Source organism: Paraliomyxa miuraensis, from assembly GCF_026337845.1.
Lineage (GTDB): Bacteria > Myxococcota_A > Polyangia > Nannocystales > Nannocystaceae > Paraliomyxa > Paraliomyxa miuraensis.
On sequence record NZ_JAOVZF010000148.1, the window covers coordinates 70,238 to 94,693 of the forward strand.

At 70.5% G+C, this 24,456-nt stretch carries 18 protein-coding genes; 8 read left to right on the forward strand and 10 right to left on the reverse strand.

Annotation, left to right across the window (positions count from 1 at the left end):
• Window positions 1-18 precede the first annotated feature (18 nt).
• Window positions 19-510: a hypothetical protein gene (locus tag OEB96_RS14910; RefSeq protein ID WP_266216462.1), complete on the reverse strand. Its 492-nt coding sequence runs from the start codon at window positions 508-510 to the stop codon at window positions 19-21.
• A gap of 78 nt (window positions 511-588) precedes the next feature.
• On the opposite strand from OEB96_RS14910, the gene OEB96_RS14915 reads away from it, so the two are divergent.
• The 4 genes from OEB96_RS14915 (at window position 589) to OEB96_RS14930 (ending at window position 6,749) form a co-directional block, all read left to right on the forward strand.
• A complete protein-coding gene (locus OEB96_RS14915) occupies window positions 589-2,376 on the forward strand; it encodes a hypothetical protein (RefSeq protein ID WP_266216463.1) in 1,788 nt (595 codons plus the stop codon).
• Between the two features lie 129 nt (window positions 2,377-2,505).
• The gene (locus tag OEB96_RS14920; RefSeq protein ID WP_266216464.1) at window positions 2,506-3,099 is read left to right on the forward strand and encodes a hypothetical protein; all 594 of its coding nucleotides are present in this window, start codon (window positions 2,506-2,508) and stop codon (window positions 3,097-3,099) included.
• Window positions 3,100-3,189: 90 nt separating this feature from the next.
• Window positions 3,190-4,623, forward strand: a complete 1,434-nt coding sequence (locus tag OEB96_RS14925) for a hypothetical protein (protein ID WP_266216465.1) — start codon at window positions 3,190-3,192, stop codon at window positions 4,621-4,623.
• Entirely contained in the window at window positions 4,620-6,749 is a 2,130-nt protein-coding gene (locus OEB96_RS14930; RefSeq protein WP_266216466.1) for a 4Fe-4S binding protein, read from the forward strand. The genes OEB96_RS14925 and OEB96_RS14930 overlap by 4 nt, the downstream gene beginning before the upstream one ends.
• A gap of 12 nt (window positions 6,750-6,761) precedes the next feature.
• On the opposite strand, the gene OEB96_RS14935 is transcribed toward OEB96_RS14930, so the two are convergent.
• The 4 genes from OEB96_RS14935 to OEB96_RS14950 all read right to left on the reverse strand — a co-directional run bounded on the left by OEB96_RS14935 (window position 6,762) and on the right by OEB96_RS14950 (window position 12,796).
• A complete protein-coding gene (locus OEB96_RS14935) occupies window positions 6,762-8,957 on the reverse strand; it encodes a putative bifunctional diguanylate cyclase/phosphodiesterase (protein WP_266216467.1) in 2,196 nt (731 codons plus the stop codon).
• A 55-nt stretch (window positions 8,958-9,012) separates the two neighbouring features.
• Window positions 9,013-9,315: a His-Xaa-Ser repeat protein HxsA4 gene (gene hxsA4, locus OEB96_RS14940; RefSeq protein ID WP_266216468.1), complete on the reverse strand. Its 303-nt coding sequence runs from the start codon at window positions 9,313-9,315 to the stop codon at window positions 9,013-9,015.
• 171 nt (window positions 9,316-9,486) lie between these two features.
• On the reverse strand, window positions 9,487-9,708 hold the full coding sequence (locus OEB96_RS14945) for an HxsD-like protein (RefSeq protein ID WP_266216469.1): 222 nt from the start codon (window positions 9,706-9,708) through the stop codon (window positions 9,487-9,489).
• 73 nt (window positions 9,709-9,781) lie between these two features.
• A complete protein-coding gene (locus OEB96_RS14950) occupies window positions 9,782-12,796 on the reverse strand; it encodes a serine/threonine-protein kinase (protein ID WP_266216470.1) in 3,015 nt (1,004 codons plus the stop codon).
• Between the two features lie 197 nt (window positions 12,797-12,993).
• Between OEB96_RS14950 and OEB96_RS14955 the strand changes: the two genes are divergently transcribed.
• Window positions 12,994-14,496 (forward strand): phosphodiester glycosidase family protein, encoded by a 1,503-nt coding sequence (locus OEB96_RS14955; RefSeq protein WP_266216471.1) that lies wholly within the window; start codon window positions 12,994-12,996, stop codon window positions 14,494-14,496.
• Window positions 14,497-14,507: 11 nt separating this feature from the next.
• Here the strand turns inward: OEB96_RS14955 and OEB96_RS14960 are convergent, their stop codons facing one another.
• Window positions 14,508-14,930 carry a YkvA family protein gene (locus tag OEB96_RS14960; RefSeq protein WP_266216472.1) on the reverse strand — a complete coding sequence of 141 codons (423 nt, stop codon included), beginning with the start codon at window positions 14,928-14,930 and terminating at the stop codon, window positions 14,508-14,510.
• Window positions 14,931-14,941: 11 nt separating this feature from the next.
• Window positions 14,942-17,521: an Ig-like domain-containing protein gene (locus OEB96_RS14965; protein ID WP_266216473.1), complete on the reverse strand. Its 2,580-nt coding sequence runs from the start codon at window positions 17,519-17,521 to the stop codon at window positions 14,942-14,944.
• Window positions 17,522-17,583: 62 nt separating this feature from the next.
• Here OEB96_RS14965 and OEB96_RS14970 point away from each other — a divergent pair, with 62 nt between their 5' ends.
• The gene (locus OEB96_RS14970; RefSeq protein ID WP_266216474.1) at window positions 17,584-18,810 is read left to right on the forward strand and encodes a penicillin-insensitive murein endopeptidase; all 1,227 of its coding nucleotides are present in this window, start codon (window positions 17,584-17,586) and stop codon (window positions 18,808-18,810) included.
• Window positions 18,811-18,817: 7 nt separating this feature from the next.
• Here OEB96_RS14970 and OEB96_RS14975 read toward each other — a convergent pair whose 3' ends face one another.
• Window positions 18,818-19,666, reverse strand: coding sequence for an SDR family NAD(P)-dependent oxidoreductase (locus tag OEB96_RS14975; RefSeq protein ID WP_266216475.1), 849 nt, complete (start codon window positions 19,664-19,666; stop codon window positions 18,818-18,820).
• 163 nt (window positions 19,667-19,829) lie between these two features.
• Between OEB96_RS14975 and OEB96_RS14980 the strand changes: the two genes are divergently transcribed.
• A complete protein-coding gene (locus OEB96_RS14980) occupies window positions 19,830-20,891 on the forward strand; it encodes a vWA domain-containing protein (RefSeq protein ID WP_266216476.1) in 1,062 nt (353 codons plus the stop codon).
• A 20-nt stretch (window positions 20,892-20,911) separates the two neighbouring features.
• Here the strand turns inward: OEB96_RS14980 and OEB96_RS14985 are convergent, their stop codons facing one another.
• On the reverse strand, window positions 20,912-21,985 hold the full coding sequence (locus OEB96_RS14985; RefSeq protein ID WP_266216477.1) for a hypothetical protein: 1,074 nt from the start codon (window positions 21,983-21,985) through the stop codon (window positions 20,912-20,914).
• Between the two features lie 205 nt (window positions 21,986-22,190).
• Window positions 22,191-22,943 carry a peroxiredoxin family protein gene (locus tag OEB96_RS14990; protein ID WP_266216478.1) on the reverse strand — a complete coding sequence of 251 codons (753 nt, stop codon included), beginning with the start codon at window positions 22,941-22,943 and terminating at the stop codon, window positions 22,191-22,193.
• Window positions 22,944-23,018: 75 nt separating this feature from the next.
• Between OEB96_RS14990 and OEB96_RS14995 the strand changes: the two genes are divergently transcribed.
• Window positions 23,019-24,374 (forward strand): M20/M25/M40 family metallo-hydrolase, encoded by a 1,356-nt coding sequence (locus OEB96_RS14995; RefSeq protein WP_266216479.1) that lies wholly within the window; start codon window positions 23,019-23,021, stop codon window positions 24,372-24,374.
• The last annotated feature ends 82 nt before the right edge of the window (window positions 24,375-24,456 follow it).

Below are 24,456 nucleotides of genomic sequence, written 5' to 3' on the forward strand. Positions count from 1 at the left end.
ACGCGCTCGGGCCCGCACTCAAGTCGGTGGCACCGCATCGCTCCACGACAGCTCGTCGCCGCAGTGGAGCATCATCGCGCCTTCGTAGGGGTTCATGACCTTGCCGTCCTTCTGCACCCACAGGCCTCCCTTGCCATCGAAGGTCATGGTGCAGTGGACGATCACCAAGCCCGCCCGACCGTCGGCGCTGGACCGTAGGTACTCGATCATGCCGTCGCTCATCTTCTTGAACGCCAGGCGGGCGGTCGCGATGTCGGGCGATCCCACGCGGGCCGCTCCCTGAACCATGGCATCGACCCCGGGCTTGCCCTCGTGGGTCTTGGCGGCCTCGATCACGTGAGCGCCGAGCTCGGGGAGCCCCTCGACCCGATCCGCGGCCAGTGTCTCTCCGATGGCGAGGTACGGAGTGATCATGGTGCCGTCGCTCACCGGCTTCGACTCACCGCCGCAGCCCACGACGAGCCCCAGCACCACCATCGAGACGATCCCACGCGCGCGTCGACCGATCATCGGGCGGGAGTCTAGCAAACCGTTGGCGAGGCCGGGCCGTGCGGAGCCCCGCCCACCGGGGTACAGTCCCGTTCCTCCATGCTGGCCCCCCTGCTCTCGCTGGTGTCCGTGCTCGGCCTCTCGGTGGTCGAGCCGGGCTCGCCGGATCCGCTTGCCACGGAGCCGCCGCTCGCGGAGGACGCGAGCACCGCCGGCCCGGCCTCGCCTTCCGCTCCCACCGTGCCTTCCGCTCCCGCCGTGGATGGGCAGCCGGAACCGCCCGCGAGCGAGACGCCACCCCCGAGCGAGGGCGCCCCCAGCGATGGCACGTTCTTCGATCCAGGGCTCGACGAGGACGAGACCGCGCCACCCGAGCCCGAGCCCGAGGCCGAGGCTCCGCCGATGCCCGAGATCGAGGAGCTCCCCCCTCGCCCGAGCACCCGGCGGTGGGTCGATCGCACGCGTCCCTCCCCCGAGCGCCCGCCCGCGGGCTCCGAGGGCGGCAGCTTCTTCGACCCCGGCAAGCTCGAGGACACCGGACCCGCGGGAGGCCTGCTGCAGATCCGCGGCTACGTGGCCGCCAACTTCTTCGTGGCCACCCGCAGCAACACGCTCGCGCGCGAGCCCAGCGGGGAATTCGAGCGCCTGCGCCCGATGCCCTTCTTCGACGTCAGCTCGGCCACGCTCTACGTGGGCGCGCCGATCTACGCCGACATGGTCCACGCACGCATGGCGGTCGAGTTCTTGTCGATCCCACAGACCCAGATCACCGCATCGCAGCCCGACATCATCGCCCAGGCCAACCGTCGGCTCTTCTTCGAGTCCGCGGCGCTCGAGGTCAACCCGTTCGCGACCGCCCGCTCGACGCCCCGGTGGTTTCGCGAGGGGTTCAAGATCACCGGCGGCGTGTTCATCGTGCCGTTCGGGCTCGAGGACGAGGAGCACGCCTCGCCGGCCAACTGGTTCATCTCGCGGCCACGCTCGATGACCTCCAACCGCGTCTACCCCGGCACCTGGAACGACGTGGGGGTGGCGCTCGAGTGGAAGCCGACGTTTCGCGAGCACTCGCCGATCCGACCGATCCAGATCGATCTGGCGATGGTCAACGGGGACCCCTGCACCCAGACCCGCTTCCTCGCCTCGCTCTACGAGCCCAACTTCCCGGCGCCGTCGTGCGCTCGCCGTCTGCGGCCGGCCGAGCGCGACGATCCGAGCGCCACCGTCCCCGAGCCGCTTCCGATCAACGCCGGCTTCTTCGGCATCGCGCCCGACAACAACGCCAACAAGGCGTTCGTGGCTCGGGTCCGGACGTTCCCCATCCCCTCGCTCGACCTCGGTGGCTCGTTCGTGTTCGCCAAGCACCCCGAGCCGGCGGTGCCCGAGCCCGGCCAGACCACGGCCGAGCTCGACCAGGCGCCCAGCTGGCGCGCAGGGGGGCACGTGGATCTGCGGCTCTCCGAGGCGATCGGCAGCCGGGTTCCGCTGCCATCGCTGCGGGGCGAGCTCGTGCTCGGGGTCGACCACGCGGTCGACGAGACGACGCATGCCGATCGACGCATGCTGGGCGGCTATGCCCAGATCTCGCAGCCGCTGTTCGTGCGCAAGCGAACGCGGCTACCCGGCCTGATGGTGCAGTATCGCTTCGACCATGCCGATCCCGATCTGGTCGTACCGGGGATCGTCGACGGCGTGCCGCTGCGCGTGGACCTGTCCAGCTTCGACTACCGCGGCGAGACCACCTTGCAGGGACACACGGTGGGGCTGCGGCTTCCCGTGGTCCCCCGGCTCATGCTCAAGGCCGAGTACACGTTCGTGCTCGAAGACGGCGGCCGCGGCAATCGCATCGCCAACGACCTGTTCGGCTTCGAGGCGGTGGCCGACTTCTGATGTGAGCGTTGGCTCCAGCGTGGCCATCCGAGGCGGCGCTGCGTCGCGCGGTCGCACCGCGCGACCTCGTGGCGCGGCCACTGCTGCCTTCGGTTGACGCCAGCGCGGCCATCACCGATGGTTGCCTTCGTGACTCGCACGTGGTTCGCCGCCGTTGCCCTGGCCTTGCTGAGCCTGAGCGCGCTCCCGGCCGAGGCCCACCTCGCCAAGTGGGGTAGCTGGGCCGTGACCCACCGCAACCTGATGAAGCTGTTTCCCGACGCCGATCCGACGGCCTGGAAGATCAAGCGCTACCAGTACGCCAAGGAAGAAGTCGAGCTGCTCGAGAAGGCCCTGGGCTTCGCGCTCTACCCCGAGGACAAGGCGCCCGAGTTCTACGTGGCCCACGACGCGGCCGGCGACCTCCTGGGCGTGGCGATCTTCATCGATCCCCGCACCAAGCCGAAGATCCTCGACGGTGGCGTGCTCACGCTCGAGGTCGGCGTGGGGGTCGATGCCCGGGGCGCGATCAGCCGCGTCAAGGTCTACGACTACCGCGGCAACGTGGAGCTGACCGAGCCCGCGTTCCTCGACCAGCTCAAGGGCCGCACCCTGAGCCACGACTTCACCATCGGCTCCAAGGGGCTCGTGGGCGTCGAGGACGAGCCCGAGGAGAGCCAGCTGGTCGCCAACGCGGGCCGCGAGGCCCTGCTGCTCATGAAGGTGGCGCTGGGGCGGCGCTGAGCCCCGATCTCGCGGGGCACCGGGCCCCGAGACCCGGTTCTTTGCTACCGTGTCGGCGTGCGGCGCGGGTGCCGAGCGTGGGTAGGGCTCTTGGTCCTCGGGTGGACCGGCGGCTGCCTGCCCGACAACCCTCCGGCCGACACCACCACCGGCGTCGACCCCATGGACGTGCCGGTGATCCCGGAGGGGGAGATGCTGGGGTGCAGCCAGGGCACGTGCACGCTGGTGGTGGTGAGCCAGACGCTCGACGACCGGATCGAGCTGCTATCCCCCGACGATCCCGAGGGCGTGGTCTACCGCGGCTCGATCGATCTCGATCTCAAGCCCAACGAGTGCTCGGGCTGCGGCCTGGGTGACAACGGCGGGGACCGCCTCGACGAGCCGTTCGGGGTGGCCGTGGCCGGGGGCCATCTGCACGTGGTGGCCGGTCACTACCCGACCCCCGAGCGCGGTACGTTGCTCTCGTTCCCCTTCGAGTTCTTTGCGGAGCGTGCGGCTGGCGACCGCGTCGATGCCTCGGCGTTCTTCAACGGGGGCACCTTCAGCGGGGTCACGGCGGTCCCGCTCGAGCGCCTCGAGCCGATCTTCGTGACCGCGGTGGAGGACAAGCTCGTGGTCGCGGTGTTCGCCAACAATCTGTTCTCCGCCGAGGACGCGTGGACGCAGCCCGGGGAGCTGCTCGTGCTCGATGCCGCGGATCCGGCGGGCGGGGTGGGCGTGGTGCCGCTCGATGCGCTCGACGGAGGGCCCTGCAACGGCGCAGCACGGATGATCGCGCTCGGCCCGGGCCAGCTGGCGGTCGCCTGCGACGGGAACGAGGCCGTCGCGTGGCTCGAGCACGGCGCGCTGACGGGCCTCTCGCCCGGCGAAGCGGCAGCGACCTTCTCCGGAGCGCTGTGCGAGATCCCGGGCTCGGTCTCGAATCGCCGGGTCCGCTACCTCGCGCCCGACACGACGGGAGGCCTGGTGGTCGCGGAAGGACCCACGCCGCTCGATGTCCTGGGCCCGGGCCGGCTGTGGCGCTTCGCCGCCGGCTGCGTGGTTCGAGGCGTGACCAACCTCCCCGGCGACGACTGGCAGCTCGCCCAGATCGCCGCGCTGCCCGGTCGTGATGCATGGGTGTTCGCCAGCGGGGCGATCTCGGCCTCGGGCAACCGTGGCGTGTTCGTGGCCGTCGAGCGCGGCGATGCCTCGGAGCTCGAGATCTGCGGTCCCCTGGCCGACATCCAGGCCCACCTGGTCGACGACGGCGGTGAGCCGCTCGAGCCGTTCGCGATCGCGGTCGCGCCGGATGGCGAGCACCTCGCGATCGGAGTCGGGCCGTTCATTCCGCCGACGAGCGGACCGGGCTTCGGCCGGATCTTGTGGGCGGAGCTGCAGGGCATCGACGATCCATGCACGATGACGGCCAGCGTCACCGACCTCGGCGCCGGACCTCCGCTGGCCCCGGCCGTCGACCCGGCCGACCCCGCCACCTACCGCCGTGCGCCCAACGTGATCGAGCTGGTGGAGGTCTCCGGATGAGCCGCCGCCTGCCGGTGCTGGGGCAATCGGCGCCCGCGCCCGATGACGACCCGCTGACGCTCCTGCGAGGCGGTCGCTTCGCCCGCGCCTTCGTCGTGGTGCTGGCGCTGGTGGGGCTTTCGTGGATCGCGTCCGAGGAGGTCGCCGCTCGCGATCATGCCAGCGCAATCCTCAAGGTCCACCTCGCCCTGGCCGAGCCCCCCGGGCCAGAGCAAGGAGCGGGCGAGGGTGCGGGCGAGGTCCCGCCCATGCCCGAGATCGAGGACATCACCCCCGAGCGCCCGAGCGAGGGCGAAGTCCCGCCCATGCCCGCGGTCGAGGACATCACCCCCGAGGTCCCGCCCATGCCCGCGGTCGAGTCGATCGACGGAGTCGATCGCTTCGGCACCAAGCGCACCAAGACCGGCGCCCTGGTGCTGGAGGGCGAAGGTGACGTCGAGGTGGGGCTCGATCCCAGGGTCTACGACGCGTTCGATCGCGGCGGCTTCTTCGACCCCGACAAGTTCCAGGACGCGCGCACGGTCAAGACCAAGGCCTATGTGCACCTGATGCCCGGGATCCCCAACGAGGTGTTCTACGCCGCCTCGGCGCTGATCCTGCTGCTGTCGTTCGTGCTGCTCGAGCGCCGCGGCGGCCCCAGGGACTCGCGCTCGCGAGCCCGGAACCACTGGTACTTCGAGCTGACCCGCTGGCGCTGGCTCGACCGCGCGATCAAGAGCCGATGGTTCCAGCCGGCATTCCAGATCCCGGTCGTGCTGGTGTTCCTCGCCGTGATCGTGATCGGCCTGGTGGGCAGCCAGGAACCCGGCCGCAACCTCGCCCCCGTGCTCACCTGGAACATCTGGTGGATCGGGCTCATCTTCCTGGTGCTCTTCCTCGGCAACACGTGGTGCTTCCTGTGCCCGTGGACCGCGATTCCCGACTGGATCATGCGGCGCTCGCTCACGAGCACCCGACCGGTGGCCTCGCTGCGCCGCAAGTACCCGCGCCTGACGCTGTGGATGTGGCCGGCCATCGTCATGTTCGCGCTGGTCACGTGGCTCGAGATCGTCTACGACGCCGCCAACCGTCCGTGGCTCACCTCGATGCTGGCGATCGGGATGGTGGTGCTGTCATGGGTGCTCCTGGTGGTCTACGAGCGCAAGGCGATGTGCCGCTACGTGTGCTTCGTGGGCCGCGTCAGCGGCCAGTACTCGCTGATGGGCATGCTCGAGCTGCGCCGCCGCGACTCGGAGCTGTGCCGCAAGGGCTGCAAGACCCGCGACTGCTTCCACGGACGCGAGGGCGTGGGCCTGCCCTGCCCCACCCATGAATTCATGGGGGCGATGAACGAGAATCAGTACTGCACGCTGTGCACCGAGTGCGTCAAGAGCTGCCCCCACGACAACATCGGCCTGCGCGTGCGCAGCAGCGGCGCCGACCTCTTGCAGCCCCACCGGGCCCGGCGCGACGAGGCCTACCTCGCCCTGCTCGTGTTCGTGGTCTCGGCCTTTCATGGGGCCGCGATGGTGCCGGTGTGGCGCGAGAGCGAGACGGCGCTGCGCGGCTGGCTCATCGACCAGCAGGCGGCGTGGCTGGGCGGCGACCCGCTGGGACTCGGGGGTACCCACGGCGGCACGATCACCTTCACGCTGATGATGGGCGCCTGCATCGTGGTGCCGGGGCTCCTCTACTGGCTGATGTGCGCCGCGATGCGTGGTGCGAGCGGACGCTCCGACGTGGGACGGCGCACCCTGTTCGTCAAGCTCGCCCACACGCTCTTGCCGATCGCGCTCTTCTATCACCTGGCCCACAACGCCACCCACGTGTTCTACGAGTGGTCGAAGCTGCGGCGCCTGGTGAGCGATCCGCTGGGCTGGGGTCACGATCTGTTCGGCACCGCTCGCGCGCCGCTGTCGGCCCTGTGGTCACCCGAGAGCATCTGGTACCTGCAGGTCGCGCTGGTGATCATCGGCCACGTGTACGGGATCGTGGTGGCCCAGCGCGAGGTCTCGCGGCTCTACGCCGGCGATCGAAGGGCCAGCGTGCGCGTGCACCTGGTGATGATGGTGGGCATGATCGCGATGAGCCTGCTCAGCCTGTGGCTGCTGGCGCAGCCGATGTACATGCGCACCGCAGACCTGTGAGCCGCTCGGGCTTCACGCCTGCTCGAGCATCACTCGGATCTCGTCGGCCGGCAGCGGCTTGCTGAACAGGTACCCCTGCCCCGACGCGCAGCCCAGCGCCTTGAGCTGGTCGGCCTGCACGTGCTCCTCGATGCCCTCGGCGATCGCCTCGACCCCCAGGTTCTCGGCCAGGCTCAGGATCGTGCGCACCATTGCAGCGCTCCCGTCGCTGCCGTCGAGCGCGTCCACGAACGCCTTGTCGATCTTGAGCCCGTTGACCGGGAACCGGTGCAGGTAGCTGAGCGACGAGTATCCCGTGCCGAAGTCGTCCACCCACAGGTGAACCCCTCGCTCCTGCAGGTCGGTGATGAACCGGTTGACGACGTCTGCGTTCTTGACCAGCACGCTCTCGGTCAGCTCGAGCTTGAGCGCGCCGGGGCCCAGCCCGAATTCCTCCACCAGGGACTGGATCTCCTCCATCAGCCGAGGATCCGCCACCTGACGCCCCGAGAGGTTGACCGCCATGTTCAGCGGCCGCCCATCGGGCAGCAGTGCCTTCCACTCGGCGAGCTGGCGCGTGGCCTCGCGCAGCACCCAGCGCCCGAGCGGCACGATGAGCCCGGTCTGCTCGGCAATGGGGATGAACTCCGCCGGGCTCACCAGATCGCGACGAGGATGACGCCAGCGCACCAGCGCCTCGAAGCCGATGAGCTTGCCGGTCTCCAGCGCCACGATCGGCTGGTAGCGCAGCTCGAACTCGTTGCGATCGACCGCCTGCCGCAGCGCCACCTCCATGCGCAGGCTCGACAGCGCATCGTCGCGCATCTTGGTCTCGAAGATCCGCAGGCGGTCGTGCCCCTCTTCCTTGGCGCGGTTGGCCGCCGCCCCCACGTCGTTGATGACGTCCTCGGCGTCTTGATAGCCCCGCCGGCTGGTGGTGAGCCCGATGCTCACCGTCGTGTAAACGGTTTGCCCCTCGACCTCGAACGGCTCGCTCACCGACCGGCGGATGCGCTCGGCGATGAGCGCCCCCTGCTGCACGTCGTCGACGTTCTCGAGCAAGATGGCGAACTTGTCGCCGCCGAAGCGGCTGACCGTGTCGCCCGGCCGCACGCAGGCGACCAGGCGCCGCGCCAGGATCGACAGCATGGTCTCGGCCGCGCGGTGCCCGATGCTGTCGGCCAGCCAGCGGAAGCGATCGACGTCGACCATCATCACCGTGAACGAGTAGTCCTCGTAGGCGTTGGCGAGGTCGATGGCGTTGCGCAGCCGCTCGAGGAACGGCTCGCGCCGCGGCAGGTTCGTCAGCGGATCCTGACGGCTCTCCTCGAGCAGCTTCTGCTCGCGCAGGCGATAGTTGGAGGTATCGGTGAGCGAGCCCGCCATGCGCACGGGGATGCCCGAGGCGTCGCGCTGCACCACGCCGCGGCTTATCACCCAGCGGTAGGTCCCATCGCTGGCCTGCAGGCGATGCTCGAACTCGTGGTAGGGCTTGTGCCCGGCGAGGTGGGTGTCGAGATCGGCCCGCAGCCCCAGCAGATCGGCCGGGTGCACGCGATCGAACCACTCGTCGCAGGAGTTGGACAGCTCGTCCACGCCGTAGCCGAGCAGCTCGCGCCACCGCCGGGAGAAGTGCATCTCCCCCGTGTCGAGCATCCACTCCCACACGCCGTCGTTGGAGCCGCGCACGGCGAGCGCGAAGCGCTCCTGGACCTCGTTGACCGCTCGCTGTAGTCGTAGCTGCTCCATGGACCCGTGGATCGCAGCTTCCATCAAGGGGCCGGTGAGCTCGTCGTCGACGAGATAGCCCGCCGCCCCCTCGTGGATCGCCTGCGAGCGTCGCAGCGCGCGGGTCTGGGGGCGCCCGGTGGGATCGATGAACAGCACCGGCAGCGCGGGCAGCCGCCGATCGCGAATGAAGCGGGACCAGGCGCTCCGCTCGGTGCGCGAGAGATAGAGGACGGCGTCGTAGTCGGAGGTCCGCAGCGCCTCGATCGCCAAGGCCTCGTCTGCGGCGTGATCGACGGTGAACAGCGGGCTGCCCACGCTCCGCAGCATCTCCGAGATCCGCGTGTGATCATCGGGCACGGATCCCACGAACAGCACGCGAAGCGAGCGGCGCTCGGGCTCGATCGGCAGCCGCGCGGCCGAGCGAGGCACGGGCGTGGCTCCGGCCTGCTCGCGCCGGTCGTCCGTGGGGATTCGCTCGTGGGGATTGGACTCGGTCATCGCGTCCCCGGTACGGTGGGCGCCAATCATCGACTCGACCGGTCGACCTGATCGGCTACCAGCTCCCGTGTGATCCGTGGGATCCGTGGCTGCCGTGCGACCCATGGCTGCCATGCGAGCCATGGCTTCCATGCGAGCCATGACTGCCGTGCGAGCAGTGGGTGGGCGCCATCATCGGACTGCCGCCCTGCTCGGGCAGATCGGGTCCGGGCCCTTCATCGGCGTGATCCCTGGCTCTCGCAGAGATCGAGCGCTGCTCGGTGCTGAGCACCTCGGCCGGCTCACGCGAGAACGAGGGCAACGCCCCGAGCTCGTCGCCGCCTTCGTCCCCCTCGAATGCACGCTCTCCCTGTGCCATCGTCCGCCCCAGGAGCCTACATCATACCAGAGGGCCGCGTCCTGGACGCGGTTTCCCTCGCGGCCGTCGTTTTTGGCGCAGTTCGCACCCCTGCCACGCCTGGGCATGGCGGCCTTTTCACGGTCGCCGCTTGGGAATCCTCGCCTCGGTGGGTCCTGGCCCGGCGGGGCTTCACGACGCGGGCGGGCCGCGCCGAACCGTGAGTCCCAGGGCGAAATTCATCAGCTCGCCGGCAACGCGGCGCTCGGCCGCGGCAGAACGGGCCGAAAGCCGCACGATCCAGTGCGACGGCGACGCCTCCCGGGTGATCTCGGCCCACGGAGCGAGCGTCTTGATGGCCTCGTCGACGGCCTCGCCGGGGTACAGCTCGCGATGGAAGCGGAGCGACTTCATGGGATCCGCCGCATCATAGCCCGAGTGCGAGGGCCCGGTGCGAAGGCCCGTGCACGAGCGCGAGGGCGCGGAATCAGCCGGGGTGCTCCCTCAACCAGGCCTCGGCCTCGTCGAGATCCGAGCGAAATACGGCACCGTACCCGGCAAATCCGTCGCGAGCCGCGCGTGCCAGGGTCACGGCCTCGTCTCGGGTGCCGGGCTCGTCCCATAGCGCCTTGGCCAGGGTCAGGCGGGCCTCGGCCCGAAACGCCTCCCCCAGCGGGCCGGCCTCGGTCAGCGACACCGCCTGGCGAAGGTGAGCCACCGCGTCCTCGCGCCGCCCGAGCGCATGCTCGACCTCGCCGAGCGCGAGCAGGGTCGAGGCGACCTCGGGGTGTCGTGGCCCGAGTGCCGCACTGGAGATCTCGAGGGCCTGGGCCAGCTCGGCCCGCGCCTCCTCGAAGCGCTCCTGGGCACGGCGCAGCGCACCACGAACATAGTGATGGTAGGCGAACGAGGGATGGCCGGGCTCGAAGCTCCGCCGGAGGATCGCCCCCGCCCGCTCGAGTCCCTGCTCGGCCTCCTCGATGCGACCCACCTCGACCAACGAGCGGCACTGGTTCACCAGCGCGTGGGCCACCGCATCGTGCTCGGCTCCCAGCGTGCCCTCGAGCACCTCGATCGCCCGCGCAAACAGGGGCAGCGCCTCTTGGTCGCGACCGAGCTGCGCCTGCACGATCGCCATGTCGATGAGCGACCAGCCGACCTCGGGATGGTGCTCGCCGTACACGGCCCGCTGGATCTCGGCGGCCTCGCGGTAGTGGGCCTCCGCCTGCGGCAGTCGATCCTGAGCCGAGGCCACGTGCCCCATCGCGGAGAGGATCCGTGCGGTCATGGGGTGGCGAGGACCGAGCGAAGACCGAGCGATCCCCAGGGCGCGGTCGTAGATCTCCGCGGCCTCGTCGTGCCTCCCCAGCTCGTCGACCGCGTGCCCGAGGTTCATCAGCGAGTGGGCCAGGTCGGGATGCTGCGCTCCGAGCACCGCCTCCATGGCGTCCAGCGAGCGGCGCATCAGCGGCTCGGACTCCGACACCCGCCCCAGCGAGGAGAGCGCCAGCGCCACGTTCTCCAGCGCTCCGGCGACCTCGGGATGCTCCTCGCCGAGCAGCTCGCGCTTGGTCGTCAGCGCGAGTTCGAATGCCGCGAGCGCCTGGTCGTACTCGCCCTTGATGGCGTGCACGATCCCCACGTTGCTGTCGAGACGGGCCCGCGCGAGCCGATCGGACGGCATCCGCTCGAGCGCCGCCTCGGCGTGTCGAGCCCAGCGCATGGCCTCGTCCGGCTGTCCGAGCTCCTCGGCGAGCACGAACACCAGCCGGGTCGCCGCATCGGCGGCGGTGGGGTGATCGCCGCTGCTCGACGCCAGCAAGGCCGCCTCGGTCAAGCCGGTCGCCGCGGCCTCGACCTGCCCCAGGTCCATCTCGAAGGTGGCCACGCGCAGGCGCGCCCGCGCGATGGTGGGCTCGTGCCCCAGCGCGATGGCGTCCTGCAGCAGCCCTCGTGCGCGCTCGCGTCCCTCGTCGTAGTGGCCGGCGCGGCCGAGCGCATCCACGGCGTCGAGGCGCTGCTGCAGCGCCTCCATCGTGGCGATGGCCTCGGGATCGGTCGGTCGCGGAGCCTCGGCGGCCAGCGCCTCCGGATCCTCGCAGCGCGACAGCCCCGGAAGCCCGGCGACCTGCGAGGCGGCGTGCTGCACGGTGACGGCATCGGCGTGGGTCAGCAGCTCCACCGTCGCCGCCATGGCTCCCCGAGCCTCGGCCAGGCACCGCATGCGTAGATCGAGCGCCGTGTCGTCGATGCCCGCGTCGTGGCAGGCCCGTGCGTGGGCCTCGACCCACGCGGCGGCATGAGCATCGAGGCGAGTGATCGCCCGCTCGGCCGCGTCGTCCGCGTAGCCCAGCGCCGTCGCCTCGAACGAGGCGCGCAGGGCCGATGCGGCGTCATCGTTCCACACCTCGGCCATGCGCGCCTCACCGGTCTCGCAGGCCTCGGGGCGAAGGTGCCACGTGCTCGCCCACACCATCCCGCCGAGCGCGGCCACCCCCGCGGTCGCCCATGCGACTCGCTGCGCGCGTCGGGGCCGACGCACGCGACCCAGCTGCCGACGCAGCGCCTCCATGCCGCCGAAGCGCCGCTCGGGATCGGGGTGCAGGCCGCGACGCAAGAGCGCCCGCAGCGAGCGTGGCAGCGACAGCCGCCCCCCGTGCAGCTCGAGCCGTCCGTCTTCCTTGCGCCGCGCCAGCTCGGTGATGTCGCGGCCGTCGAACGGACGGCGTCCCATCAGCACCTCGTAGAGCGACACGCACAGCGCGTATTGATCGGCGCGGGCATCGGCCCCCGCGCCGGTGTGCTGCTCCGGCGCCATGTAGGCGGGCGTGCCCACCACCGTGCCCTCGCGCGTGAGCTCGGTGCTCAGCGAGCCGCCCGGCTGCTCCCCGCCCCATCCCGAGCTCGAGGCGGTGGACTCGTGCTCCGAGACGCTCTCGGGATCCGAGATCCGAGCGAGTCCGAAGTCCATCACCAGCACTCGTCCATCGCGCGCGATCATCACGTTGGCCGGCTTGAGATCGCGGTGCACGAAGCCCGCCTCGTGGACCGCGGCCAGACCCGCCGCGATCTGTTCGAACACCTCGAGCACCTGCAAGAGGCTCGGCGCATCGGCGGCCCAGCGGTCGAGCGTACGGCCCACCACGTGCTCCATGGCCAGGAACACGCGACGTCCATGCACGCCCACGTCGTAGATCGCGACCACGTTGGGGTGGGACAGCTTCGCCAGCGCGAGCGCCTCGCGACGCAGGCGCTCGCGCGCCTCGGCCTGGCGCCGGCGACGTCGCTGCTCGTGCAGCACCTTGACCGCCACCGTGCGCCCGAGCCGGGGGTCGTGGGCCCGCCACACCACCCCCATCCCTCCCGCACCGAGCTGATCGACGAGGCGGTAGCGGCCCACCAGCTCGCCCGGTCGCAGGGCAGCGTCGTCCCAGGGCTCGGGCGGCAACGATTCCTGGGGCGCACCGTCGTCGTGGACCACCGTACGGGTCACGTCGTCCACGGAAGGCTCGGATGCCGACGATCCCACCTCGTCGAGGATCGAGGATCGACCCGGTGGCCGCAAGCACGACCCCATGGCCCGACGAGGGAATCCACTTCGACCGAGCCCGTCGGGGCATGATGGCTTACCGCCGTTTCCCGGACCCGAGCCCCGCTGCGTCTCGTCGTTCGAGCACCTTCGTGCGAGACTTCCCCGCCGTGAGCACCTGGCTCGACGCCGCCGCCCGCTTCGCGCAGGAGCGGGGCCTCTCCCCCGAGCACGTGGGCGTGCTGCGTTGCTTTGCCGGACCCGAGCCCCGCGGCGGCCCTCCGCCCCCGCCCGAGGAGCCCTGGGACGGAGACTTCGCCGGGCTCGAGCGCGCGCGGCTGTCCGAGTCGCTCGCCGGCATCGCCGGTCGGCTGGTGCCCGAGGTCGATCGCCACCAGGCCGAGCTGTTCGGCCGCCGGCTGCAGGCGGTCGACACCGCGCTCGCCGGTCTCGGCGACGACGTGGGACGGCTCCTGCGGGTCGGGCTGCGCCAGCGCGCGCAGGGGATCGCGTCGGCCCCGAGCGCCCGAGCCACCCGCATCCGCGCCCTCGCCGACTTCTACTTCAGCTACGCCGGCCTGCACCTGCACCGCAGCTCGGGACCGCTCGGGGCTTCGATCGAGACGCTGGCGGCCGAGGTCGCCTGGCAAGCGGTGGTTCGCGGGGTCGAGCACGCCAAGCTCACGGGGCTCAGCGATCTCGGACCGCTCCACGTCAACCTCCTGCGGATCGATCCAGCACAGGTGCGCCTTCGAACCGAGGACTGCCGCGCGGTGGTGGATCGCGGCGAGAGCTTCGAATCACACGTACGGGCACGCGGAGCCGTGGCGGGGATCTCCGGCGGGTTCTTCCTCTACTCGGAGCCCGACATCGAAGCGCCCTCGCGGCGCTTCGATCCGGTCGGGCTCTTGGTGGAGGACGGTCGTGTGCTCTCGCCCCCCGCCTTCGCCCGCGGCAGTCTGCTCGTCGACGACCGTGGCGCGGTGAGCATCGCCCGGGTGGGTCCGGGAGACTGCGAGCTCCAGCTCCCCAGCGGGCGACGCTTGCGACCCGCCGCCGCCATCAACCGCGCGCACGGCCGCCAGGGACCGAGAGCCCGAAGCATCGCCGTGGTGGGCGACGCGATCGTGGCGGTGGGCGAGTCGCTCCCCGTGCCGCTCAACGGCTTGGTCGTGCCCCTGCCCGACGACGAGCCGTCGCCGAGCGTGGGCGAGCGCGTGCGCTACCCCGCGGTGCACGGGCCCACCGGACCCGTTCACATGGGCATCGCCGGCGGGCCGCTCCTGGTCAGCGAGGGACGGCCCACGCTCGACATGCGCCGCGAGGACTTCTGGGGCACGGCCCCGCCCGTGACCTTCTCGCAGGACGAGACCGGCGATCGCAACCTGCTGCCCCGGCTCGCCGCCGGGCTCACTGGCGAGGGCATGCTGGTGCTCGCCGCGATCGACGGTCGCAACTTCGAGCGCGCGCTCGGCATGACCCTGCACGACGTGGGTCGGCTGCTGGTCGCGCTCGGCTGCCACACGGCCACCAACCTCGATGGAGGCTCGTCCAAGCGGATGGTGGTGGGAGGGCGAGCGCAGGATCTGACCAGCACCGAGATCGTGTCCGAAGGGGTTGCAACGGTCTCGATCCGGCCGGTGCACACCGGGGTGCTGGTGTTCGAGGGCTGAGAGCGGCGCCCCTACGACAGCCCCGCCATGCGCAGCACGTCCTTGGCCCGCTTGCCGAGCTCGGCGCGCGTCTCGGTGTGGACCATCGCCATCGCCTCGTCGAGATCCTCTTCTTCGGCGATCCACGCGTCCTGCAGCAGCTCCAGCGGCAGCTCGCGGCGCAGCATGCGATAGGCATGCGCCGCCGCGTAGAGATCGTCCATCAGCCCCAGCGGACCGAGCTCGGCCTCGGGCATCACGTCGTCGGGCACCACGAAGTAGGCGAGCACCGACGTCACGATCGTGCGAGCGTCGCGGGGCAGCCGCGGGTCGACGAGCATGCGCGCAAACAGGGTGAAGATCTCGGGCGCGAGCACCACCGCCCGCTGACGCGCGCCGCGATACTCGTGCACGAAGCGGCGCAGCGACGCCGCATAGTCAGGAGCCTCGAACACCCCAGGTCAGTCTACGGCATCACCACGCCGACGAGCGGCTCTTCGACCTCGAGCGTGAACACGCCGTTCGACCACGTATGCACCCCCGCCGCCACGCCCAGGTCCACGAAACCGCCCCCGCTCAGGTCGACCTCGAGCTCGTCGGTCGCATCGCCGATCACCCGCAAGGTCCGCGAGGGGCCCACCATGGCTCGTAGATCGCGAAGCCCGAAGCGCAGCACGTTGTCGCCCACGCCGGTGATGTCGATGGCCTCGAGCTCCCGCAGCGCCACGTCGGACACCACCGCGAGATCGAGCTGTACGCCCCCATCGTCGAAGACCAGCGTGTCGTGGCCGCTGCCGCCGTCGATGCGGAAGAACTGGCCGCCGCTCACCCCCAGGCGATCGTCGCCCGCACCGCCGTAGATCACGTCGGAGCCACCGCCCCCGTGGACGTCGTCGGCCCCCGCCCCGGCCACGATCCGATCGATCCCCGGTCCGCCCACGAGCAGATCGTCGCCCGCACCGCCGCGGTGGGTCAGCACGCCGCGATCGTTGCCTCCCCACACCACGTAGCTGCGACCCGCGTCGACGCCGGCCGGCCCATCGCGGCGATTGGCCGACACGATCACGTCGGGCAGGCCATCCCCATCCACGTCGCCCGCCCCCGCCACCGCCCAGCCGAGCTGATCATTGGAGGCCTGACCCAGGAGCCGATACCCCCCCATGCGCACCGTGAGGTCGATCAGATCGACCGCCGCCCCGTCACCCTTGCCGAACACCACGTAGCCCCGGCCGATGAACGACCCCGGAGAATTGAAGTTGGGCGTGCCCAGCAGCAGATCGGCGAAGCCGTCGCCGTCCACGTCGCCCGGTGCGCCCACTCCCGTGCCCACGAAGTTGCCCGCCGCCTCGCCGTCGACGACGAAGCCCCCCATGCCCGCGACCACGTTGGTCAACGGCACCGGCGCCGCGTCGGTCTTGCCCAGCACCACGTAGACGCGTCCCTGCGCGAACAGCTCGTCCTGCGCATAGCGGGCCCCCACCGCCACGTCGGCCCGTCCATCACCGTCCACGTCGCCCAGCCCCGCCACCGCGCTGCAGGCCTCGTCCAGATCGGTCTCTCCGTCGATCACGAAGCCCCCGGCGCCCAGCGTGCTCACCGTCACCAGCGAGGTGTTGGTCTTGCCGAACACCACGTAGCAGCGCCCCGCGTTGCTCTGCCCCCCGGGGTTGGCCAGGCTCGCGCCCACCAGCAGATCGTGCAGCCCGTCGGCGTTCACGTCGCGCGCCGCCGCCACGCTGTTGCCCAGGCCGTCGCCCGAGCCCGCGCCCTGGATCCCAAAGCCGCCGATGCCCATGAACACCTCCGACAGCAGCACCGGGGTCGTCTCGGTCCGTCCGTGCACCACGTAGGCCCGACCGCCCCCAGGCACCGGACCTCCGGCGGGCGCACCCACCACCAGATCGCCCAGGCCATCACCGTCCACGTCGCCTGCGGCGGACACCGACGAGCCCGCGTCCTCGCCCACGCCCTCGCCCTCGAGCACGAACCCACCCATGCCCAGCGCCACGTCGGCCAGATCCACCAGCGCGCCATCGGCCTTGCCGTGCACGAGATACGCGCGTCCCGCCGGACCAGCTCCGGGCGCGCCGAGCAAGACGTCGTCGAGGCCGTCGCCATCCACGTCGTCCACGATCGCCGCCGCGTGCCCGGCCTCGTCGCCCGGCAGCTCCCCCACGATCGAGAACCCGCCCAGTCCCATGGTCACGTCGGCCAGGTCCACCGGCATCCCATCGGCCTTGCCGAACACCACCCAGGCCTGGCCCGCCCCCGCCCCCGCCAGCGTCGACGTCACCAGCAGATCGTCGAGGCCATCACCGTCCACGTCGCCGCCGCCATCGACGGCAAACCCCGACTCCTCGTCGATCACCGCGCCCTCGATGACGAAGCCGCCCTGGCCGGCGACCACCGTGCCCAGCTCCACGGCCACCGCGCCCACCGACACCCGCACCGATCCCACGGCCGTGGCCCCGAGCTCATCGCGGACCACGTAGGAGAACAGATCGTCACCGCGGAAGTCGGCCGCCGGCGTGTACTCGAACCCACCGTCGGGCTGCATCACCACCGTGCCTCCCGCCGCGCTCATCGCATCGAAGTCGTCGATCGCCAGCCCCTCGCCATCCGGCTCGACGTCGTTGACCAGCACCCCCGCCGCCGCATCGACCACCAGCGGCGCCATGTCCTCCCGCACGAAGTAGAGATCGTCGTGAGGCAGCGGTGGCAGGTTGGGCTCGCCCGTGGTGCTGTCGGCCGCGGTCGTACCGCTGGAATCGAGGCCGGTCGTCGAGCCCGTGGTGCTGTCGGCCGCGCTCGTGGTCGAGCCCGTGCTCCCCGTCGAGTCGAGCGCGGTCGTCATGGCACTCGTGCTCTCGGTCCCGCTCGTCGAGCCCTGGGTGGGGTCGCCCTCCGTGGGCTCGGTGGTCGCGGTGGCATCGTCTGCACAGGCGCCCAGCACCATCCCCAGCGTCAACCCCAGTCCCAGGCCCCCGAGCCCTCGCATCGACTTGGTGACCGACCTGACCAACGTTACCGTCCCGTGCTTCGTCACGAGCACGATGGTAGCGCCGAGGCACGCCCGGATGGCGACGGGCTGTGATAAGAGGACGATGGATGCCCACCGGATGCGTAGCGCTGCTGGTGACGCTGGGCATGGGGCCGGTCCTCGAGGAGCAGCCCCTCGGCCACGTGCCCGCGACGGTGGACGTGGTGGCCACCGAGCCGCTCGATGACGCGCTCGATGCTCCGCCCGACGAGGAGCCCGAGCCACCGGAGCCCGAGGACGACGAGGTTCCGCTGGTCACCACGCTCGAGGAGGCGCTGGCGGGGGCCCCCGAGGTCGAGGTTCCGCCGCGCCCCACCGTGGTGCGCCACCGCGTGCGTCCACGCGAGCGCGTGGGCCAGATCGCCGTGCGCTACGGCGTCACCCCCGAAGAGCTGTGGAAGTGGAACAAGAAGCTCGATCCACAGGCGATCTACCCCGGTCACCGCCACCTGAAGGTTCGCGCCCGTCGCCTCCCGCCGCCGCGCCGCAAGGTGCGGTACCGCGTGCAAGAGGGTGAGAGCTGGATGGACGTGTCGGCCAAGTTCCAGATCGAGCACCGCGATCTCCATGCCTACAACTGGAGCGAGCGCGACCTCGAGACGGGCATGGAGCTCGTGCTGTGGGTCGACCCCGGCTGGCCGCGCACCATCCATCCCGGCGCCGGGCCGCCGATCCCCGAGCACTTCGAGCTCCCCACCGGGGCCCGCAGCGTGGGCCGCCCCAACCGCGGGCGCCTCGAGGCCGGCATCCTCCTGCCGCCGAGCGAGCTCTACACCCGCAAGGTCCCCTCCACCGGGCTCTACGGCAGCAGCCACACCATCGAGCAGATCCATCGCGCGTTCGCGATCTTCCGCCACGACGCGGGCTACGAGGGCGAGGTGATCATCGGCGCCATCAGCCGCCGTCGCGGCGGACGCTTCAGCCCGCACCTGTCGCACCAGAGCGGCCGCGACATCGACATCCGCCTGCCGCTCTGGCCCACCGTGCCCCCCAGCATCAGCTCGGCCGGGCCGGACGAGATCGACTGGTACGCCACCTGGTACCTGGTCAAGTCGTTCATCGCCACCGGTGAGGTGGCCACGATCTTCCTCGACGTGAGCCGCCACCGAAACCTCTACGAGGCCGCGCGCGCCATGGGCGAGACCCCCGACAGCCTCGAGTCGGTGATCAAGTGGCCGCGCTGGTCCGGCGGCGTGCGGCCCGGCCCGGTGGTGCGGCACTCCGAGGGGCACGACACGCACATCCACGTGCGGATCAAGTGCGGGCCCGACGAGCCGCGGTGCAAGCGGCGATAGCTCGGGATCACGACCGAGTCCGTGGCGCCCGTCCGCGATCCTTGCGGACCCTTCGCAGCAGCGGCTGGGCGAGCAGCGTGCTCGCCTCGGGCCACCAGCGGTAGAGCCCCCACATGAGCTTGGCGAACCGCGTGATGGTGATGATCCCCCGATTGGCCGCCACCCCGCGCAGGATCTCCCGAGCCGTGCGCTCCACCGGATACTCGCGGATCGGCAGCAACGCACGGATCCTCTCCTCCGTCACGCCCACGTACTTGGTGGTGTGCACGAGCGGCGTATCGATGATGCCCGGGCACACCACGCTGACCGCGACCCCGAAGGCACGGGCCTCGGCCCGCAGAGCCGTCGAGAGCCCCACCACCGCATGCTTGGTGGCGCTGTAGGCTCCCTCACCGGGCGAAGGGGCCAGACCCGCGACCGAAGCGGTGTTGACGATGTGACCCGAGCCCTGCTCGCGCATGATCTCGTAGGCCGCAGCGGTCCCGTACACCACCCCCTTGAGGTTGACCTCGATCAAGCGATCCCAGTCCTCGAGCGTGGTGTCCCGCAGCTCGGCACACACGTTGATGCCCGCGTTGTTGAACACCAGGTCGAGCCGACCGTGGTCCCGCCTGATCGCGGCGAGCAGCTCGGTCACCGCCGTCCGATCGGTGACATCGAGCGGAGCTCCCCGCACCCGCCCGCCGCGCGCTCCCAATTGCGCGACGGTGCGCTCCAGCAGGGGACGATCGATGTCGGCCAGGATCACCTCGGCTCCGTGACCGAGCAGCTCTTGGCCCAGCGCACGGCCAATGCCCGAGGCACCGCCCGTGACGACTGCGACCTTGTTGGCAAAGTGCTCGCCATGCTTGCTCATGCGTGCTCCTCGTGCGGCAGCGGGGCGCATCTCGCGAGACTCGCGCCCTCGTCACCATTTTGTGCCCCATCGGGGCCCGAGCGCGATATGGTGTGGGCGGGTTTGGGTCGTGGCGCGGACGAACGCCGTCCCGGCGGGGACCACGAGGGAAGGAAAACCAGCGATGAACGACACGATCTTGCGATGGTCGATGACGGGGGCGGTGCTCCTGGCGACGGGCTGCCCCGGCGATCCCGAGCCCTCGAGCTCGGACACGACCGGCGAGTTCCCCATGCTCACCAGCGAAGGAACCTCGTCCGGCACCACCACCGCGGACACCAACATGGTGACGACGACCTCGACCGGCACCACGGGTTCGACGAGCTCGAGCGGCACCGGCGACACCACCGAGGGCAACGACACGCAGTCGTTCACGTTCGACCTGGGCGTGCTGCCCGACGCGCCCGAGTTCGACCAGGGCTGTCGCAAGGTCGACTTCCTGTTCGTCATCGACAACTCGGGCAGCATGACGGCCCAGCAGATGCAGCTGCAGAACAGCTTCCCGGGCTTCATCACGGCCATGCAGGCCACGCTCGAGGACAGCGTCGACAGCTACCACGTGGGCGTGATCACCAGCGACAACTACAATGGCAATGCACCGGGCTGCCAGACCCTCGGTGACCTGGTCAGCAAGACCGCGGGCGGCAACTCGTCCAACATGGATTGCACGCCGTTTGCCGAGGGCCATCGGTTCGCGACCGAGATGGACGACCTGACCACCAAGTTCGAGTGCATCGGACGGGTGGGCACCAGCGGCAGCGGGACCGAGCAGCCGATCACGGCGTTGCTCGCTTCGTTCGACCCGGCCAAGCGGGGCGTCGGGGGCTGCAACGAGGCGTTCCTGCGCGACGATGCGATCTTGGTCGTCGTGGTGATCACCGACGATCCGCCCGCGGGCACGCTGGACGACGCCAACCTGATGACGGACACCAGCACCTGGTACGACTCGGTGGTCGCGGCCAAGAACGGCGATCCCGAGGCCATGGTGGTGATCGGCTTCGTGCCGTGGATGAACGTCTCGTGCGTGCCGCTCAACATCGAGAGCCCCAACCTCGTCGGCTTCGTGCAGTCGTTCGGTGCGCAAGGGGTGCTCGCGAGCGTGTGCGAGCCCGACTACGGCCCGATCTTCGCCCAGGCGGTCGACACGATCGTGACGACCTGTGAGAACTTCGAGCCACCCGCGTGAGACGGGCCGCTCGATGACCCTCAGCCGGCGCTCGCGCCCTCGCCCTCGGGTCCGGGCGTGCAGCCGATCCGCTCGGTGGAGATCACCAGATCGTCGATCCACCTCCGCAGCGGCGCCGGGGCTCCCCCCGGCCACAGGTTCTCGACCACGAGCGCATTGATCCCGTAGTCGGTCCAGCTGCCGCGCAGATCGAGATCATCGCGCGCCGCCTCGAGCCGGTCGTCGATCCAGAACTCGAACGTCCCGTCGCTCGTCCCCGGAGTGTTGAGCTCGAGGTGTCCCTCCACGCAGTGCCACTGACCCGACATCGACGCGGAGAAGAGCGGCGTCCGACCGATCATGCTGCCCAGCGACTCGAGACCGGCCTGGTCGTCGTAGCCGCTGCAATCGACCTCGGTCCCGGTCACGCAGGTGACCGGCACGCCTACGAGCGCCACGCCCGCGCTCGCCGAGCGCAGGTGGGCAACCACGGCCTCCGACCAGTCCTCGCCGGCAAAGGCCACGGTGCGGGTGAGCTGCCCCGGCCCCACGTCGGGCCAGTCGGGTTCCATCTTCACGCGCAGCCGCCAGTAGATCTCCTCGAACGAGGCATCGGGGGCATGCGTGGGGTGGTCGAGCGTCGGCAGCGGCGAGCGACCGAACGACAGCACCATCCATCCCGCCCCTTCCTCGCCCGTGCGGTAGCGAACCTCCATCGAGCGGTCGCCCGAAGCGCCGATCCCATCGACGAGCACGAACGCTCCGTCGCGATCCTGATAGTCGAGCATGACCTCGGAGGGATCGACGATCGTCTCGAAATCCTCACAGAACACCCACGCTCCCGGCTGCGACGACGGGCAGGCCTCGAACGTTCCGTCATCGTCTCCGCGGGGCGGAGGCTCGTCGCCGCCGCCCTGCCCGCCATCGTCGGCCCCGTCGGAGCCGCCAGCGCCATCTCCCGACCCGCCGCCCTCGCTCGAGCCGTGATCCCACGAGTCGCCATTGGCCTCCCCGCCGAAACCCGAGGGTGCCGCGTCTTCTTCGGCGGCCGAGCTACAGCCGCTCGAGCCGCTCGCCGCAAGCGCAAGAGCCCAGGCAAGCCATGTCCGGCTCACCGCGGTGCCCATACGAGAGGAATGTCGATCGAAGGAGATGAAACCAGGCATCGCGCACGAGCCCGCAAGTCAAGGGGCCTCGCGGTGTCGTCGAACGACGAACCGAAGGGCCGCGGAAGAAGCCAGGGCCACAGGATAGCAGGCACCTCGCGGACTTCACCAATCCTCGTCGCATGCGAGCGAGCGAGGCGAGCCTCACATGGGCTCACGCAGGCGGCTCGCCCGCCTCGTCGCCTTCCTCCGGCTCCACGAGCAGGGCCTCGAGCACCTCTCGAATCTCCGCGTAGTCCCGGCGGCAGCGCTCGTGCTCGTCTGCCTGCTCGGCTGCCTGCTCCGTTGGTGGCTCGGTTGGTGGCTCGGTTGGCGGCCGGCTGGGGCCTCCTGGATGGAATTCGGGCCCAGGATGGACGTGACGAACCACGCCCCGGCGATCGAGGACGAAGCTCACCGAGGTGTAGCGCCGCGGCCCGTGGTCCAGCCAAAAGCGGTCGAGCGTCGACCACTCCGTGTCGAGCGCAACCGGAAAGCGCCAGCCCCACGACTCGATGATCTCCGCCACCTCGGCCGGGGTGCGCACGGCCCCGCGCGGTTTGGGGTGGTACATCCCCACCACGGTCACCCCTCGGTCGCGGAAGTCGGCGTCGAGCTCGACCAACGCCGGCGCCGTGGCCCGACAAAACGGGCAGGTGTCGGTCCAGAAGCGAATCAGCACGACTTGGCCGCGCAGATCTCGCAACGAGAGGGGCTCACTGTTCAGCCAGACCATCTCGCTCCACTCGGGCGCGGGCAGCCCAAGCTGGTCGCGCCCCTCGTGCGCGACGGCGGCGTTGGAGTGCTCGGCCTCACCTGCCGCTGGCGCCACCGCCCGGTCGGCCCCGCCGCCGCACGCCAAGCTCCAGGCCAGGCCCAGCCCCACCACCGAGGCCATCGCTCTGCGCACGAAACAACCCGCGATCATGGCTGGATCCAAGCGTGGAGCAATGGTACTCGCACGACGAGTAGAACGTAGTTCTTCTGCCTGGGGAGCATGACATTGGGCAACACGAGCGACGGACTCAACGCGAAGGTCGACCAAGCCGAGCCGTGGTTTCGCGCGCATCTTCGCACACTGGTAGAGCACAAGACCGTCAGCCCCGGCAAGACCGGCGACGACGACATCCGGGCCGGCGCCGAGGCAGCCCGACGTCTCATGCAAGAGGCCGGCGGCGAGGCCGAGCTGGTCGAGTGCAGCGGTACGCCGTCGGTGCTCGCTCGCTTCACCCACCCACAGCCCAGGGCCCGCATCGTCGTCTACAACCACCTCGACGTGCAGCCGGCGGATCCGCGCCGCTGGGCGCAAGCCGACCCCTTCACGATGGAGGTACGGGCGCATCCCGATCGCGAGTGGCTCTACTGCGGGCGTGGCTCCACCGATGACAAGGGTCCCGGTCTGTGCGCCGTGTGGGCCGCGAGCTGGGCACTGCAGCAGCAGCTGCCCATCGACGTGACCGTGCTGTGGGAGACCGAGGAGGAGATCGGCAGCCCCAACTTCGCCGAAGTGGTGCACGCCCGACGCGAGCAGCTGGACTGCGATGCGGTGATCGTCTCCGATACCATTTGGCCCAGCGACGCCCAGCCGGCCATCTCCGCCGGCCTGCGAGGCTCGCTGCAGGCGATCCTGCGCCTGCGCACCGCGGGCAAGCCAGCCCACTCCGGCCTGGTCGGCGGTGCTGCGCGCAACCCCGTGCGAGAGCTGGCCGCGCTGGCCACCGCCATCGACGGCGCGCGCTTTTGGCATGACGGCGTGGTCCCTCCCAGCGCCGACGAGCTCCAGGGCTTCTTGCGCTCGGGCTTCGACCTCGAGTACTTCAAGTCGGCCCACGATCTCCACGGCCTCGAGACCGACGTACCGCTCGAGATCATGCTGCGCATCTGGGCGCGCCCCACCTTCGAGGTCCACGGCCTGACCGGTGGCCACATGGGACCCGGCGTCAAGACCATCGTGCCCGACGAGGCCGAGCTCAAGATCAGCTTCCGGCTGGTCCCCAACCAAGATCCGCAGGCCCTCGGAGCTCGCCTCGAGCAATTCGTGCACGCGCTGCGGCCCGACGTGGAAGTGGACGTCTCGGGCTTCCTGCAGCCGTACCGCGGTCCCACGGAGGGACGGGTGCACGAAGCCATCGCAGCCGCGCTCACCCAAGCCACCGGACGCGCGCCCGTGACCGTGCGCGAGGGGGGATCGATCGGTGCCGTCCCCATCCTGGCCGATCTACTGGGCTCCCCCGTGCACTTCCTCCCGCTGAGCCTGCCCGAGCACGGCTACCATGCACCCAACGAGCGCTTCGACTGGAAGCAAGCCAAGGTTGGGATGACCGCATTCGCCGAGGTCTTTCGGCGCTTGTCCGCGTGATCAGGTCGCGGCAACAACGCGCGAGGTCACGGGCTCGAGGAGCGACGGCAACCATTGGTAGACGCAAACGCGACTGCCGCCT